11 protein-coding genes are annotated in these 16739 nt (G+C 50.7%); all 11 read left to right on the top strand.

The features are described 5' to 3' along the window. Positions 1-163 precede the first annotated feature (163 nt). The 11 genes from pepA to AR688_RS11495 all read left to right on the top strand — a co-directional run bounded on the left by pepA (position 164) and on the right by AR688_RS11495 (position 16731). A complete protein-coding gene (gene pepA / locus AR688_RS11545; RefSeq protein WP_068233569.1) occupies positions 164-1672 on the top strand; it encodes a leucyl aminopeptidase in 1509 nt (502 codons plus the stop codon). After that, entirely contained in the window at positions 1672-2130 is a 459-nt protein-coding gene (locus tag AR688_RS11540) for a DNA polymerase III subunit chi (RefSeq protein WP_068233567.1), read from the top strand. Before pepA ends, AR688_RS11540 begins: the two co-directional genes overlap by 1 nt. 14 nt (positions 2131-2144) lie before the next feature. Then, the gene (locus tag AR688_RS11535; RefSeq protein ID WP_068233564.1) at positions 2145-5000 is read left to right on the top strand and encodes a valine--tRNA ligase; all 2856 of its coding nucleotides are present in this window, start codon (positions 2145-2147) and stop codon (positions 4998-5000) included. A gap of 240 nt (positions 5001-5240) precedes the next feature. Then, positions 5241-6467: a serine hydrolase domain-containing protein gene (locus AR688_RS11530; RefSeq protein WP_068233561.1), complete on the top strand. Its 1227-nt coding sequence runs from the start codon at positions 5241-5243 to the stop codon at positions 6465-6467. A gap of 135 nt (positions 6468-6602) precedes the next feature. After that, positions 6603-7646, top strand: a complete 1044-nt coding sequence (locus AR688_RS11525) for a hypothetical protein (RefSeq protein WP_068233558.1) — start codon at positions 6603-6605, stop codon at positions 7644-7646. Next, positions 7643-8215, top strand: a complete 573-nt coding sequence (locus AR688_RS11520; protein ID WP_068233555.1) for a LemA family protein — start codon at positions 7643-7645, stop codon at positions 8213-8215. The genes AR688_RS11525 and AR688_RS11520 overlap by 4 nt, the downstream gene beginning before the upstream one ends. 255 nt (positions 8216-8470) lie before the next feature. Further along, entirely contained in the window at positions 8471-9955 is a 1485-nt protein-coding gene (locus AR688_RS11515; RefSeq protein ID WP_197412206.1) for a Na+/H+ antiporter NhaC family protein, read from the top strand. Between the two features lie 212 nt (positions 9956-10167). Beyond that, positions 10168-10659: a TIGR03546 family protein gene (locus AR688_RS11510; RefSeq protein WP_068233554.1), complete on the top strand. Its 492-nt coding sequence runs from the start codon at positions 10168-10170 to the stop codon at positions 10657-10659. 10 nt (positions 10660-10669) lie between these two features. Then, complete coding sequence (locus tag AR688_RS11505; protein WP_156420284.1) at positions 10670-12427, top strand: TIGR03545 family protein; 1758 nt, start codon at positions 10670-10672, stop codon at positions 12425-12427. A 169-nt stretch (positions 12428-12596) separates the two neighbouring features. Then, entirely contained in the window at positions 12597-15695 is a 3099-nt protein-coding gene (locus AR688_RS11500) for an efflux RND transporter permease subunit (protein ID WP_068233553.1), read from the top strand. Next, complete coding sequence (locus tag AR688_RS11495; RefSeq protein WP_068233551.1) at positions 15688-16731, top strand: efflux RND transporter periplasmic adaptor subunit; 1044 nt, start codon at positions 15688-15690, stop codon at positions 16729-16731. The genes AR688_RS11500 and AR688_RS11495 overlap by 8 nt, the downstream gene beginning before the upstream one ends. The last annotated feature ends 8 nt before the right edge of the window (positions 16732-16739 follow it).

Below are 16739 nucleotides of genomic sequence, written 5' to 3'. Positions count from 1 at the left end.
CTTTTTGCTGGAACCCTGGCGATTTTTCAGTAAACTTGATATTTATAGCAATTATTATCGACCAAACGGCTTAGAAAACCGAGCTTTTTTATAAATTCACGGTAGAATTCGGCCATATATGTGCAGGTTATGTTAGCACAGTCTATTAGAATCAGGAGTTAGTATGGAGTTCAGCGTAAAAAGCGGAAGTCCGGAAAAACAACGCAGTGCATGCATTGTGGTTGGCGTGTACGAGCCGCGCCGTCTTTCCGCCGTAGCAGAACAACTGGATAAAATCAGTGAAGGATATATCAGCAACTTGCTGCGCCGTGGTGATTTGGAAGGCAAGCCCGGCCAGATGTTGTTACTGCACCATGTGCCTAACGTACTGAGCGAACGTGTATTATTGGTAGGCTGCGGCAAAGAGCGTGAGCTGGACGAGCGCCAGTACCGGCAGATTATTGCCAAAACCATCAGCACCTTAAACGAAACCGGTTCAATGGAAGCGGTATGCTTTTTGTCTGAATTGCACGTAAAAGGCCGCGACACCTACTGGAAAGTGCGCCATGCGGTAGAAACCACGCAAGACTGCCTGTACGTATTTGACCGCTTAAAAAGCAAAAAAGATGAAACCCGCCGCCCACTGCGCAAAATTGTATTTAATGTCCCCACCCGGCGCGACCTGACCATTGGCGAAAAAGCGGTAGAGCATGGCTTAGCCATCGCTGCCGGTATTAAGCAGTGTAAAGACGTTGGCAATATGCCGCCGAATATCTGCACGCCGCAATATCTGGCCGATCAGGCGCTGTTGCTGGCCGAAAGCTCAGCCAAAATCAGTGTTGATGTGTTAGGCCCGGAAGAGCTGGCCGCGCATGGTATGAATTCTTACCTGGCGGTTGGCCGAGGTTCAGTCAACGGCCCGCGCATGGCAGTGATCAAGTACAACGGCGCCGGTAACGACAGCGCGCCGGTAGTACTGGTAGGTAAAGGCTTAACTTTCGACTCCGGCGGTATCAGCTTAAAGCCGGGCGATGGTATGGACGAAATGAAATACGATATGTGTGGCGCCGCCTCTGTGCTGGGCACCATGCATGCAGTAGTCAATTTAAACCTGCCAATTAATATTGTTGCGGTACTGGCTGGCGCCGAGAACATGCCGGATGCTAACGCCTACCGGCCGGGTGATATTTTAACCACTATGTCGGGCCAAACGGTGGAAGTATTAAACACCGATGCTGAAGGCCGCTTAGTGTTGTGCGATGCGTTAACCTATGTTGAGCGTTTTGACCCCGAGCTGGTAATAGACGTTGCTACGTTAACCGGCGCCTGCGTTATCGCGCTGGGTAAACATGCTACCGGCTTACTGAGTAACCATAACCCGTTGGCGCATGAAATTTTAAATGCGTCAGAGCAAAGTGGTGATCGTGCCTGGCGCCTGCCGCTGTGGGATGATTATCAGGACCAACTGGAAAGCCCCTTTGCCGATTTCAGTAACTTAGGTGGCCGCGCCGCCGGTACTATTACTGCCGCCTGCTTTTTATCGCGCTTTACCCGCAAATATAACTGGGCGCACCTGGATATTGCCGGTACCGCCTGGCGCAGTGGCGGCAAAGATAAAGGTAGCACCGGCCGGCCAGTGCCTTTGCTAACGCAGTTTTTAATTAACCGGGTTGGCCAGCAGCAGGATCATTAATGCAAGTTAGCTTTTATCTGCTAAACGACATGCCGGCAGAAGATCAAGCGATACAAAATGAGCTGAGCACCACGCCAGCTCATTTTGCTTTAGCCTGCCAGCTTTGTGCCGATCTGTACCGCGCCAAGCAGCGGGTTTTCGTTTATACTGCCGACCAGCAACAGGCCGAAGCGTTTGACGAATTGCTGTGGCAGTTTGATGCAGAACGTTTTGTGCCGCATAACTTAAGCGGCGAAGGCCCTAAATACGGCGCACCGGTAGAAATAAGCTGGCAGGCGCCACGGCAAAACCGCCAGGTGCTGATTAATTTAGCCACTGAGATCCCGGCTTTTGCCAACCGCTTCAGCCAAATCATCGAATTTGTTCCCGCCGCCGAGCAATTAAAAGCGCAGGCGCGGGAGCGTTTTAAGCAATATCGTCAGTTGGGCGTTAACCCGCAAACCGTTAATGCCCCCTGAGCACAGGTACTATCATGGAAAAGACATTTAATCCCAGTGAAATAGAGCAGGCGATGTATAACGCCTGGCAGGCTAAAGGCTACTTTGCGCCACACGGCGATGAGAGCAACGGTAACTACTGCATTATGATCCCGCCGCCAAATGTTACCGGCAGCCTGCATATGGGCCATGCCTTTCAGCAAACCATTATGGACGCCCTTACCCGTTACCAGCGCATGCAGGGTAAAAATACCCTGTGGCAGGTAGGTACCGACCACGCCGGTATTGCTACCCAAATGGTGGTAGAGCGTAAACTGGCGGCAGAAGGCTTACCTGGCCGTCACCAACTGGGCCGCGATGCGTTTATTGAAAAAGTCTGGCAGTGGAAGGAAGAGTCCGGCGGCACTATTACTTCGCAAATGCGCCGTTTAGGTAACTCGGTAGACTGGCAGCGCGAACGCTTTACCATGGATGAAGGCTTATCCAACGCGGTACAGGAAGTGTTCGTGCGCCTGTATGACGACGAGCTGATTTACCGCGGCAAACGCCTGGTAAACTGGGATCCGAAACTGCACACCGCCATCTCTGATCTGGAAGTAGAAAACAAAGAGCAAAAAGGCCAGATGTGGCACTTGCGCTATCCGCTGGCCGACGGCGCTGTAACGGCCGATGGTAAAAATTACCTGGTCGTGGCGACTACACGGCCGGAAACCATGCTCGGTGATACCGGCGTAGCGGTAAACCCGGAAGATGAGCGTTATCAGGCACTGATTGGCAAAGAAATCCTGCTGCCATTGGTAAACCGCCGCATTCCTATCGTTGCCGATGAGCACGCCGATATGGAAAAAGGCACCGGCTGCGTCAAAATTACCCCGGCACACGATTTTAACGACTACGAAGTGGGCAAGCGCCACCAGCTGCCAATGATTAACGTGATGACACCGGATGCCACTATCCGCAGCGAAGGTGAAGGCTTCCACTGCAATGGCGAGTTAAACCCGGCGCTGGTTGGTGTTATTCCTACAGAGTATCAGGGGCTGGACCGCTATGCCGCGCGCAAAGCTATAGTCGCTGCCTTTGACGCCGCTGGTTTGCTGGAAAAAGTAGAAGATCATAACAACACCCTGCCTTACGGTGACCGTAGCGGCGTGGTAATTGAACCGCTGCTAACTGATCAGTGGTATGTGCGGGTTGCACCACTGGCGAAAACCGCGACTGAAGCGGTAGAAAGCGGCCAGATTGAATTTGTGCCCAAGCAATACGAAAACATGTATTACAGCTGGATGCGCGATATTCAGGACTGGTGTATCTCGCGCCAGCTATGGTGGGGCCACCGTATTCCGGCCTGGTATGACCAAAACGGTAAAGTCTATGTTGGCCGCAATGAAGCTGAAGTGCGCGCTAAGCACCAGTTAGCCGACAGCGTTACGCTAAAGCAGGATGATGATGTACTAGATACCTGGTTCAGCTCGGCGCTGTGGACTTTCTCTACCCTGGGTTGGCCGGACGATACCGAAGCGCTGCGCACCTTCCACCCTACCAATGTGCTGGTTACCGGCTTTGACATTATTTTCTTCTGGGTGGCCAGAATGATCATGATGACCATGCACTTTATTAAAGATAAAGACGGTAAGCCGCAGGTACCGTTTAAAACCGTCTATGTTACCGGGCTTATCCGCGATGAAAACGGCGATAAGATGTCGAAATCCAAGGGCAACGTGGTTGATCCGCTGGATATGATCGACGGCATTACGCTGGACGAGTTACTGGCCAAACGCACCAGTAATATGATGCAGCCCAAAGATGCCGAGAAAATTGCCGAGCGCACCCGCAAGCAATTCCCTGAAGGTATCAGCGCCAGCGGTACCGACGCGCTGCGCTTTACCTTAGCGGCGCTGGCATCTACCGGCCGTGATATTAACTGGGATATGAAGCGTTTAGAGGGCTACCGTAACTTCTGCAATAAACTGTGGAACGCCAGCCGCTATGTGCTGATGAACACCGAAGGCCAGGACTGTGGCTTTAACGGCGGTGATATGCAGTTATCGCTGGCCGATAAGTGGATATTGGCGCAGTACCAGCAAACCGTTAAGCAAGTGCGGCAGTATTTTGATACCTACCGCTTTGATTTAGCCGCCACTGCGTTGTACGAATTTACCTGGAACCAGTTCTGTGACTGGTATTTAGAGCTGACCAAACCGGTGCTGTTTAAAGGCAATGAAGCCCAGCAACGCGCCACGCGGCATACCTTAGTTACCGTGCTGGAAAGCCTGCTGCGCTTAATGCACCCGATAATGCCGTTTATTACCGAAACCATTTGGCAGTCGGTAAAACCATTAGCCAACGTCACAGCGGACAGCATTATGTTGCAAGCTTACCCGCAAGTGGATGACAGCCTGGTTGATGCTACCGCCACTGCTGATTTGGAATGGTTAAAAGCGGTGATCACTGCCATTCGTAACGTGCGCGGTGAGATGAATATTGCGCCTGGTAAGCCGCTGAGCATATTACTGCGCAATGTAAACAGCGAAGAGCAGCGCCGCTTAAGCGAAAATGAGAGCTTCCTGATGAACCTGGCCAAGCTGGAGCAAATCACTGTACTGTCAGCTGATGCGCCAGCGCCAACCTGTGCCACGCAGTTAATCGGCAGCATGGATTTACTCATTCCGATGGCCGGTTTAATTGATAAAGACGCTGAGTTAAGCCGCATTGCCAAGCAGCTGGAGAAAACCCAGCAGGAACTGGCCCGCGTAGCAGGCAAGCTTAGCAACGAAGGTTTTGTTGCCAAAGCCCCGGAAGCGGTATTGGAGAAAGAGCGCGCCAAGCAAGCCGAGCTGGAGCAGGCCGTGATTAAGCTGCAAGCCCAACAAGCCGAGATTGCTGCGCTTTAAACCAAGCGAGTTTGTGTAGTGCTAAGGCGGCCTGATGGCCGCCTTTTTTATTCGCGTTGTATTGCCAGCAGGTGAAATCAGCCTGCATTGTATGCATTTTCACTAACTGATAGTGAAAGTCGCTGCTTATCTCACCAATATAAAAATATAAACCAGATTAATTTCAAAGCGTTATATGAATTATCGCTATGGCGTATTATTTGCAAATCCCTAATTTCTATAACTAAAGGATTGATGTGAATGAAAAAATTCTGTGGATTTGTTTTAGTGCTGTTCTTTGCCATAGCCGCACTATGGTTTGTACTGCCAAAGCAGCAAAACGTTAGCCAGAATATAGCTGAGCTGGAGCTGTACTTGCCTGCTCTGATGGAAGAGGCTGCTATACCCGGCCTTGCGATTGCGCGGATTAAAAACGGTCAGACAGTATTGCTGCAAACTTATGGCAAAGCCAATATTGAAACCGGCGCGCCGGTAACCAAAGGCACCTTATTTAATCTGGCATCGATCAGTAAACCCATTATGGGCCTTGTGCTGTTGCAACTGGTGGATCAGGGTAAGCTCGATTTAGCGCAAGATATTAATAACTATCTGCCATTCAGGGTCGATAATCCCCATACTGCTGACGAAAAAATAACCTTGCGCCATCTGGCCAGCCATTCATCTGGCATTGCAGATTTTTATGACATCAACAGTTATGCAGAAAATCGGGATCCAGATATCTCCTTAGGGCAACATCTAACCAGCCTGCTGTCAGCTGATGGCGATAATTACCGGCAAGGTGAACACTTTTTGCTGCAGTTACCCGGTGAAAAACGCCAGTACAGTAATTTGGCTGCGGGGCTTGCCGGCTATCTGGTCGAAGCAACAACAAGCATGTCGCTTGCACAGTACAGCAAAGATAATTTGTTTCCGGCTTTGGCAATGCCCCATACCAGCTGGTTGCTGCATGATGTGGCTCTGGAAACTGTGGCAGTACCTTATGAAGTAGAACAATGTGTACCTTATTTGTTTCTTTGCGCTGATACGGAGTCGCCAAGCCTAAACTACCTGATTGGCCGTTATATTGATCCGCCTGCAAAGTACAAAAGCTTCAAACCTTACCCGCATTTCGGTAATCCACAATACCCGAACGGAGGTGTTCGCAGTAGCATCAGCGAACTGAGTCAGTTTCTGGTTGCCATACTGAACAATCAGGATAGTGCTGGTCGTCCTTTATTGTCGGACACAATGTATAACGAAATGTTTAGCTTACAACTGCCAGAGTCAGTTTCTGCTAATCAACGTTTTTTCTGGCGAGACAACGAAATGGGCTTAACAGGCCATATGGGTTCAGACTTAGGTGTCTTTACCGCGCTTTATTTTGACCGCAGTAGCAAAGATGGCTTTATTATCCTGATGAACCGAGGCGTGGACGACAAAGCAGCTGCTGCCATGAAGCAGATTGCCACAAAGTTAGTTCAGCTGTAGGTTCTCAACGCGTGCAGAATAAACAGCAGTTTTTAAAAGCAATATGCCGTTAAAGCTGAATCAATACCTTGATATTGTTCCGGTTTTTATTTCTGTTATAGTGCCGGTAGCGTAAAACAGATAGACGGAATGCTTATGGCCGTTGCGGCAACACATAACAGCAGATTAAAACAGTTAATGGCTGAGCTGACACAGCGCAGCCGTACTGCTACCACCGTGCAGGACTTGCTGGAGATCACGGAACTGGCCGCGCGTTTTAATGCGCCACTGGTGTACCGTAACCGGCTGCAATACGCTCTGGCGGCAGTATTGGCGCTGGCCGGCGCTTTGTTACTGCTTTTTCAGCATCAGTATTATCTGTATATCCGGCCATCGGGCTGGACGGGTTTTGCCTTGTTAATGACTGCCGCGGCCGGGCTGTTATTGTTTGCCCTGTCGCGTAACCGCAGTGTAAGCCGGTTATCCAATGATATTTTTACTAAAAACGTCTTGTTCGATAACCAGATTAAACCACTGGCAGCAAAAGATGTGGCCAATCAGCTACTGGCGGCCTTTTTAGAATTTAAACGGGGCAATTACAGCCGGAAAATAGAGCAGCTTTATCAGGGACATTCAGCAAGCGATAACAGCAGTTTCAGCTACTATTTTTATCATTTTCATTATGTGGATAAACGCAGAGAAACCTATACCGAAAGTGACGGTAAAGGCGGAACCCGTATCCGTACCAGAACGGTATACGACCACTATCACCGCTATGGTATCTGTGTTCCGCAGTTTAAAAGCCCGGCTGTATTAGTTTACAGCCATGCGCCGGATCACAAACTACCGGCCACTTATCGTCCGGCATCTAACCGTTTTAATAATCACTACCGGGTGCAAAGTACAGATGAAATGCAGGCAGCCCGGCTGATGAAACCTGCAGTAGTGGTTGCTTTTGAAGATCTGTATCCGATATTACAACGGCCTAATGTTGAACTGCAGCCCGATGCCGGTTTATGTCTGTCATTTAATGACAACAACCTGCTGCTGGCCAAGCGGCAATACTCGTTGCAGCAGCCCGAGCTATTCCGCCAGGAAATTGCAGCCCACACACCGCTGGACAAATTGCATCAGGCGTTGCATTTTATTCATCATCTTGCCAATCATGCAGCTATTTCTTTACAGGATGCCAGACTATGACCACTTTTATTACTGTTGCCGTTATTGCTGCTTTACTGGCGATTATTATTATCGTCATTTACAACGGCATTATTACCCGCCTTAACGCGGTAGAGCGGGCCTGGGCCAATGTTATTACGCAGGAACGGCAGAAAAACAAAATTATCCCGGCACTGGAACAACTGACCGAGCAATATCAGTTATACGAAGCGGGGGTAATGACACAGATCACTGAGTTGCGCAGCGCCTTACACAGCCTGTCAGCAGATAACGTAGACACTGCCGGCCTGGCACAAGCTGAACAGAAAACCACGAATCTTATTAAAGGCTTACAGGTAGCGGTAGAAAACTATCCTGAGCTGAAAGCATCCGAAAGCTTTAATAATCTAATGCGGGAAATCAGCAATCAGCAGGAAAATATCGGCGCGGCTATCCGTATTTTTAACCAAAACGTGGAAGATTTTAATAACGGTATTGAAACCTTTCCCAACTCGCTGGTTAACCAGCAGTTTAACCGCAAACAAAAAATCCAGACCTTTACCGATTCAGAAGCAGAACAGGGCTTTGAATATAGCTTGAAGAAACAGTAACCACAGCGGGCAAAGCTGCACAAAGATCCGATTGCCAGAAGAAATTTTTTTGCTATGATTGCGCGGTATTTCGGCAACTGGCTGACTATACGCTTGCACTGCGTATTTATGCAGTAAAGTCTGATGTTTAGCGCTCACTTTTTCAGCGCAGCACGGCTGATATAGCAAGCAAACGCTCCGTTGAGTTTGGTTATCTGCTGCAACGGTTCACTTAACTTTTATCCGGCTAGCCGGAGTTAACTTTGAGAATAATAAATGATGTCAGCAGATACCCTGGTTGAGAGCCTCGCCGAACCTGTTGCTGCGGCGGCCGAAGCGGCCGCCGACGTTATCACTATCGAACCTTCCATCATAAGTTTAATACCCCCTGTTGTAGTGCTGGCTATTGCTATCTGGCTGAAACGGCCGATATTGGCGCTGATCATGGGGGCAATTGCCGGTATGTTGCTGCTATCGCCCGCAGGTGCTTTAGGCAATATGGCCGACACTTCACTGCGGGTAATGCAGGACGAAACCATTGGCTGGTTAATTCTGGTGTGTGGTGGTTTTGGCTCACTTATCGCTTTGCTGGTGCACACTGGCGGGGCTTTTGCTTTTGGCCGCGCCGCGCAGCGTGTGGCTACCGGGCGTAAGTCTTCCATGCTGATGACCTGCTTTTTGGGTATTGTTATTTTTGTTGATGACTACTTAAATGCGCTGACAGTGGGTGAAACCATGAAGCGCATTACCGACAAATACAAAGTATCACGCGAGATGCTGGCCTATATTGTCGACTCTACCGCCGCACCCATTTGTGTGCTTATTCCCATTTCAACCTGGGCGGTGTTCTTCGGCGGTTTGCTGGTCGCTAATGATGTAACACCGGCAGGTGACGCCAGCGGTATTCAAACCTATATTTCTGCCATTCCTTATATGTTGTACGCCTGGCTGGCGATGATTATGGTTATTCTGGTTATTCTTGGCGTAGTGCCGCTATTTGGCCCGATGAAAAAAGCCGAGCTGGCAGCACAGCAATCATTGATCGCGGCAGAAGATGCGCCTCATTCGGCCACTACCGCACAGGATACCCACTCGGCTGATGATTTTGCCGTGCAGTCGTTTGATGAAGAGTTTGAGCAAAGCAACCGCAAAACCGGCAAGTTACATAACTTTTTGCTGCCAATGATTATGCTGGTTGGTTTTACCATCTGGTTTGAAATTGACGTATGGAAAGGCCTGTTAATGACTTTCCTGCTGACATTACCGCTGTATTTAGTGCAGCGCCTGATGAATATTTCTGAAATGATGGACGTAATGATCCATGGTTTTAAAACCATGTTGCCTGCTATTTGCACCGTTATCGCCGCTTTTGTTTTTAAAGATGTCTGCGATCAGTTAGGCCTGCCACAGTTTATTATTGATAACCTGGCGCCTTATATGAGTGCCCAAATGCTACCGGCGCTGGTGTTTTTATCTATGGCAGTGCTGGCGTTTGCTACCGGTTCGTCCTGGGGTATTTTTGCGGTGTCTATTCCTATTGTTATGCCACTGGCGTTTGCCGTTGAAGCCAATATTCCGTTGGTAATAGGTGCGCTGTTATCGGCCAGCTCATTTGGCAGCCAGGCCTGCTTTTACAGTGACTCTACCGTACTGGCAGCACAGGGTTCGGGCTGTAACCTGATGAGCCATGCATTAACCCAGTTCCCGTATGCGTTTGCTGCAGCGGTACTGGCATTTTTTGGCTTCATTGCCCTGGCGTAACCGCCTGTTTAAGCTGCCTGTTTAATACGGGGCGCTGGCTGTAAAGGCTTAGCGCCTTTTTTATCGCTGATGTATTAAAGCGGCACCACTTCAACACTTTTGTCACTTAAACACTTAGTCACTTTTTTACGCCTGACAAAATGCCCTGACACTGTTACCTTATATAACAACCTCATATCATAACTTGATACAGCCTGTTTACCGGAGTGTTTATGCTTACCATGCTGGCTAAAATTCTAAAAGTACTGAACTCACAAGCCTCGCCCTGGCAAATTGGCTGGGCCATTGCGCTGGGCCTGTTTGCCGGCATATTGCCGCTGGGTTTACTGACACTGCTTATCGTGCTTATTGTGTGTCTGCTAACCATTAACCTGTCTACTTTTATTGTGGTATGGGGCCTAACCGAAGGCTTAATGCTGCTGTTTGCTACTCCGCTGGAAAACCTGACCTGGCAGTACGCGCAAAACGACACCCTGCTTAAACTACTGGCCAATACCGAAACGCTGCAACTGCTGCATTTACATCACACCCTAACGCTGGGCGCTTTTGTGCTGGGTGCCGTGTTAGTAGTGCCGGTAGCCTGGCTCAGCAAAGTGCTGGTGATGCAATACCGCAGCCGTGTGATGAGCAGTGTCGAAAAATGGAAGCTCACCCAAATGTTAAAAGCCAGCAAGCTGTTTGCGCTGTACGAAAAATTGAATTAAGGAGCTGAGCATGATCCGTAAATCCGGTTGGTTAGTGTTTATTGTTTTCTTTGCCGCTCTGCTGGCGTTGGTTTATCTGGTCGCCGGCCCGGCGATTCGCCTGGGTATGGTATACAGCCTGGAAAAAGTTGTCGGTGCTGAGGTCAATATCAGCAAGGTATCGCTTGAGCTGGCGCCGTTGGCGCTGCGTATTAATGACCTGCAAATAACCGACGCCGCTAAGCCCACCCACAACAGTTTAAGTTTTGGCCATGCCCGCGCCGCACTGGAAGTGTGGCCGGCGCTGTTAGGCTATTACGTTATTGATGAGCTGACAGTCGATGGCCTGCAGTATGGCGCCGAGCGTAGCAGCGAAGGCGAGGTTTACCGCGTGCCTGGCGTTGAAGGTGAAAAAGTTGATATAGCCGAGCTGCTGCAGGTAGACCTGCCAGACGCCGATGAGCTTATCGCCCGTGCCAACCTGCAAACCCCGGCCAAAGCCGAAGCACTAAAACAACTGGCGGCTACTGAGCAGCAGCAACTAAAAACACTGAAAACCCAGCTGCCTACTAAAGACTCGCTGGCGCAGTACCAAACTGATATTAAAGCCTTAACCGACAGTAAAATCAGCAACGCTGCCGATTTAGCCGCAAAAGCCCAGCAGCTACAGCAGTTAAAAGACAAACTTAACAGCGAAAAAGCCAAAGTAGAGCAGGTAAAGCAGCAATTAACGCAGAGTAAAGACAGCCTGCAGCGCGCGGTAGAAGAGCTAAAAGCCGCGAGCTTGGCCGATTACGCTAAAGTGCAGCAGCTGGCTAACCTGAGCGATGGCGGCCTGGCCGGTATCAGCCAGATTTTGCTCGGCGATGTCTGGGGCGAGCGCGTAGCGCAGCTACAAACGGTGTATGAACTGGCCAAGCCTTATATACCGGAAGGTGGCATATCAGCAGGGCAGGGTAGTGAAACAGCTGAACCTGAAGTGGTGTTACCGAACCGTATTCTGCCGTTACCGGGCCAGCCTTATCCGGATTTCTGGGTAAAAACTGCCAGGGTTAACTGGCTGATTGGCGGCGGCGAGGCCACCATAGCGCTGCAGGATATTACCGCCCAGCATGCGCTGATTAACAGCGCCACCAAGTTTTCACTGGATGTAAAACAACTGCCACAACTGGCAGCGTTTAAGCTAAGCGGCGATTTTGCTGTGCTGCAGCAAATGGTGACTAACCTTAACTGGCAACTGGACGGCTTAAACCTGCAACCGCTCACCTTAGGTAAAGGCGATACCTCACTGGATCTGGCCGCCGGTTTAATCAGCTCCAGCGGTAAGTTAAACCTGACCGATAACCAAATAACCCAGCAAGCCAGCGTGGTATTAAACGCCGCTAACTTTAACAGCACCGGCAATAAGTACCTGCAGCAACTGGCCAACTTACTTAACCAGCAACAGCAAATTCCGCTTAATATCGCCACCACTGGCCTTATCAGTGCGCCAGAGGTAAGTATCCGCTCATCGTTAGACAAAATACTCGGCGATGCGCTGCTGGGCGAGGCCAAGCAAAAAGTGGCGGCGTACCAAGCTGAGTTACAGGCAAAGCTAAACAGCCAGCTGCAAACCGGCCTGGCTGGCCAGCAGGACTGGGCAGCACTGTTAACCCAGCAAGATGGTGAAGTGGCCGACATCAGCGGCAGCATTGAAAATATGCTTAGCGCTAAAATGGCGGATGTAAAAGATCAGGCCAAAGATAAGTTAAAAGACAAACTGCTGGATAAATTCGGCGGCGGTAATTAAACGCCACTAATTAAACGGCACTACAGGCTGTAACTGGTTGTTACAGCCTGTAAGTCTTTATTAATAGCGCCCCGCCTGGCGCAAAATTGCCCCCGCTTAACCTATCTGCATAGCTTTTTTCCTGCCTCAGGATAGATTTCTGCTACTTCAGTGCATGGAATAGCCCTATATGAATTTAACCCGCGCGGCATTAAAAAATCCGGCCAGTATTGTAGTGCTGGCTGTGCTTATCTTATTGTTTGGCGTGATCAGCTTGCTAAAGCTGCCAATCCAGATCACGCCTGACATTGAACAACCACAAATTTCTGTTTTTACCGGTTGGCGTTCGGCAGCACCGCAGGAAGTCGAAGCCGTTATTATTGAACCAATTGAAAACGCCATAAAAAATACACGCGGCGTTATCAAGGTAGAAACCAATATTCAGCGTGGTTTTGGTTCTATTACACTGACATTTGATGTTGGCGCTAACATGCAGCAGGCAACACTGGATGTTATTAACAACCTGAACCAGGCACCGGCACTGCCGCTTGATGCGCTTGAGCCTACTGTCGTCGCCGGTGGTGGCCAGAATACGCCGAACGCCGCATCACTGTTGATCCGGCCGTTACCGGGTAACAATGTGCGTGATGTAGCGCAGTACCAGCAACTGATTGAAGACGTGGTTTACCCGCGGCTAAGCCGTATTCAGGGGGTAGGCCAGGTTAATTTAAACAGCCAGCGTCCGCGAGAGCTGCGTATTACCTTTGATCCGCACCGCGCTGCGGCGCTGGGGCTGAATATCAATAATATGGCAGCGCAAATTCGCGCCGCTACCGATGCCTCAGGCGGTTTTGCCGATGTTGGCCGGCGCCAATATACCGTGCGGTTTGCTGGCCAGTTTAACCCGGCATCGCTGCTGGATATGATCATCAGCTACAGTGGCGAGCGGCCAATTTACCTGCGTGATGTGGCTAGCGTAACAACCGGTTTTAGTGACCGTACCGGCTTTACGCTGCGTAATGGCGTTCATGCCTATTACATTACGATAGCGCGCAATAACGATGCTAATACAGTGGCGTTACTTGACGACATTAACCTGGCGCTGCGTGAGCTGAATGAAGGACCGTTGCTGAAAGTCGGCCTGGTAATGGATTTAAGCTTTGATGCCTCCGTTCACATACGTAATGCGCTGGCGCTGGTAAAAAGTAACCTGGGCTTAGGTGTGCTGCTGGCGCTGAGTTTACTGTGGTTATTTATGCGCGGTTGGCGCGCCACTGCCATTATTGCGCTGAGTATTCCACTGTCGCTGGCTATTGCGCTGCTGGCGCTGCAGCTGCTTGGCCGCAGCCTGAATGTTATTTCACTGGCGGGGCTGGCATTTGCTGTCGGCCTGGTGCTGGATGCAGCCATCATAGTGCAGGAAAATATTCTGCGGCTAAAAAGCGAAGGGCTGGACGACAAAAAGGCCGCTTTGCGCGGCGCGGCCCAGGTTAGTGGTGCTTTGCTGGCCTCTACTGCAACAACAGTAGCTATTTTTCTGCCAATTCTGTTTATGGCCGGCATTGAAGGCCAGCTGTTTTCTGATTTGGCGCTAACGTTATCGGTGGCGGTATGCAGCAGCTTTATTGCCGCCACTACCGTTATTCCGCTGGCCAGCCGCTACTGGCTGGGCCACAGCGTCAGCACTGACCCATTTGCACAGTACTGGCAGCGCTTAAGCCAGATGATTATGCGCCTGACCAATAACAGCGTTAAGCGCTTAAGCTGGCTAACAGGGCTGACGCTGGGATCAGTGCTGCTGACACTGCTGCTGATGCCGCGCACCGACTTTATGCCACGGGCGCCGACAGACGGCTTCTTTTATTCATTCAGCCTGCCGCCGGGCGGTAATATTGATTTTCTGGAGCAGGAGCTGGCTAACCGCGTGATCCAGCGGCTGGAGCCTCATTACAGTGGCGGCAAGTTACCGGGCATTAAAAGCTATAACTTTTATACTTTTGGCCCCAATGCCAGTGGTGGTTTTGTTTATGCGGCCGACCCGACTCAGGTAGAGCAGTTAATGGACGTAGTACGTAACGACGTTTTTGCCGGCATACCAGATACCCAGGTATTTTTATTTCGCGGCTCAATGATTAACGTATCTGGCGGTGGCGATGGCCGCAGTGTAGAGCTGAACCTGCAAGGGCCGGATTTAACGGCACTGCTGCAGGTAGCGCGTATTGGTGTGGCAGCGGTACAGCAACACCTGCCCGGCGGCAGTGCCCAGCCGATACCTGCGCTCGACATGGCTGAGCCAGAACTGCAATTGCTACCCAACGACAGAGCCATCAGCCAGGCTGGCCTGAACCGCGCCGATGTGGCTAACTATGTACGCTCTTTTACCAGTGGTTTATTTGTCTCAGAGTATTTTGATGGCAATGACAGAATGGACGTTATTCTGCGCGCCCAGCAATGGCACACCCCAGAGCAACTGGCGGCCATGCCGCTGGTAACACCGCGCGCAGGCGTGCAAACACTGGCAGATATGGCACAGATCCGTCAGACAGTCGGGCCATCGCAGTTGCGGCGTATTGGCGGCAAACGCACTATCAGTTTAATTGTACGGCCACCGGAGGGGATGTCACTGGATGAAACCATGGAGCTGTTGCAGCAACACGTTATGCCAGCTATGCAGCAGGTATTGCCTGATGGCGCCAGCCTGCAGCTAAGCGGTAATGCCAGCCAGATGAATTCGGCCATTGACGAAATGTTGCTGAACTTCGCGCTGGCGCTGCTGATTTTGCTGTTATTAATGACGGCACTGTTTAAATCATTGCGCGATGCATTGTTGGTGTTACTGGTTATGCCGCTGGCCATTGCCGGCGGTGTTATGGCATTGGCACTGGTAAACCTGTTTACGCCGCAGTCGCTGGATCTGCTAACAATGATTGGTTTTATTATTTTGCTTGGCCTGGTGGTAAATAATGCCATTTTACTGGTCGATCAAACCCGCAGTGGCGAACGTGAAGGCTTAAGCCGGCCAGAAGCCGTGCGCCAGGCCATTTTGTTGCGTGCCCGGCCAGTATATATGAGCACGCTGACCAGTTTATTCGGTATGCTGCCGCTGATGTTAATTCCCGGCGTAGGCGCTGAGATTTATCGCGGCCTTGCTACGGTGATAGTGGGCGGTATGGCCATCAGCGCTATATTTACCCTGATCTTACTACCAGCGGTGCTGCAAATGCAGCGGCCTAAGGTGGTGCAACCTGCAACTTTATCAGCTTCGGCTCAAGGATCTCATCATGCGTAAGTCTATGCTGGTTATCACACTGTGCTGCAGCTTTAGCCTGCTAGCGCAAACTGCCGTGCCCACGCCAACAGCCACATCAGTGCAATTAAGTGAAAGCCGGTTATCTTATGAAGTGCCAACAATAGATGCAGCCGGCACCGTATACAGTATCAACAATACTGAAATAACCGCCGGTATTGATGGCAGGCTAAGTTGGGTTGCCGAAGCGGGTACCTTGGTGCAGGCCGGCGACTTGCTGGTGCAATTAGACCCGGTGCCGCTGCAGTTGCAAAAAGCCGAACTAACGGCGCAGTGGCAACGCGCCAAATTGCAAACCGCTTATTTTCAGGCTGAATATCAGCGCTTACAGAATTTACAGCAAAGCCAGAGTGTTTCGCTGTTACAACTGGATAAAGCCCGCTCCGATTATCAGTTGGCTCAGGCCGATGCCGATATCATCGCTGCCCGTATTGCCCAGTTGGATGATCAGTTAAGCCGCACCCAGGTTACTGCGCCTTTTGCCGGTGTGGTAGCACAGCGGTTGCGCGAAGCCGGCGGCGATGTTTCCCGCAGTTCGCCGTTATTGCGGTTGCAGGATATTTATCAGCTGGAGGTACGCGCTTATGTGCCATTGCAATACCTGCGCTATGTAAAACTGGGCGATATGTTGCAGATCAGTAACCCGCAATATCAGGGCAGTGCCGCCGTAACAGCAGTGATCCCGGCGGCCGATGCCCAAAGCCAGCGTGCTGAACTACGGTTAAAACTGGGGGCAGCATCTACGCAGTGGCTGGCAGGGGAGCTGGTAAACGTAAAAGTCGCCACCCGTAATAGCAAGGCCGCGATAACAATACACCGCGATGCGGTGCTGCTGCGCAGTGACGGCACCTATGTTGTTACCGTGGATAACAATAACATTGCCAGGCGTAAGGCCGTGAAAATCAGTGATGGCCACGGCGACTGGGTTACGGTAGATGAAGGCCTGCAGGCCGGTGAAAAGGTAGTAACCCGCGGCGCTGAGCGCCTGCAGGACGGCCAGAGCGTATCACAAAGCTAAAACGGCCG

This window comes from Rheinheimera sp. EpRS3 (genome assembly GCF_001513785.1).
Classification (GTDB): Bacteria; Pseudomonadota; Gammaproteobacteria; order Enterobacterales; family Alteromonadaceae; genus Alishewanella.
The sequence above is the reverse complement of the archived record's forward strand: the minus strand, read 5'-3'. Positions and strand labels throughout refer to the sequence as shown.

Coding starts and splice junctions, on each gene's coding strand:
- AR688_RS11535 (WP_068233564.1), top strand. CDS start 2,145: ATGGAAAAGACATTTAATCCCAGTGAAATAGAGCAGGCGATGTATAAC.
- AR688_RS11495 (WP_068233551.1), top strand. CDS start 15,688: ATGCGTAAGTCTATGCTGGTTATCACACTGTGCTGCAGCTTTAGCCTG.
- pepA (WP_068233569.1), top strand. CDS start 164: ATGGAGTTCAGCGTAAAAAGCGGAAGTCCGGAAAAACAACGCAGTGCA.
- AR688_RS11515 (WP_197412206.1), top strand. CDS start 8,471: ATGATGTCAGCAGATACCCTGGTTGAGAGCCTCGCCGAACCTGTTGCT.
- AR688_RS11500 (WP_068233553.1), top strand. CDS start 12,597: ATGAATTTAACCCGCGCGGCATTAAAAAATCCGGCCAGTATTGTAGTG.
- AR688_RS11505 (WP_156420284.1), top strand. CDS start 10,670: ATGATCCGTAAATCCGGTTGGTTAGTGTTTATTGTTTTCTTTGCCGCT.
- AR688_RS11510 (WP_068233554.1), top strand. CDS start 10,168: ATGCTTACCATGCTGGCTAAAATTCTAAAAGTACTGAACTCACAAGCC.
- AR688_RS11525 (WP_068233558.1), top strand. CDS start 6,603: ATGGCCGTTGCGGCAACACATAACAGCAGATTAAAACAGTTAATGGCT.
- AR688_RS11520 (WP_068233555.1), top strand. CDS start 7,643: ATGACCACTTTTATTACTGTTGCCGTTATTGCTGCTTTACTGGCGATT.
- AR688_RS11530 (WP_068233561.1), top strand. CDS start 5,241: ATGAAAAAATTCTGTGGATTTGTTTTAGTGCTGTTCTTTGCCATAGCC.
- AR688_RS11540 (WP_068233567.1), top strand. CDS start 1,672: ATGCAAGTTAGCTTTTATCTGCTAAACGACATGCCGGCAGAAGATCAA.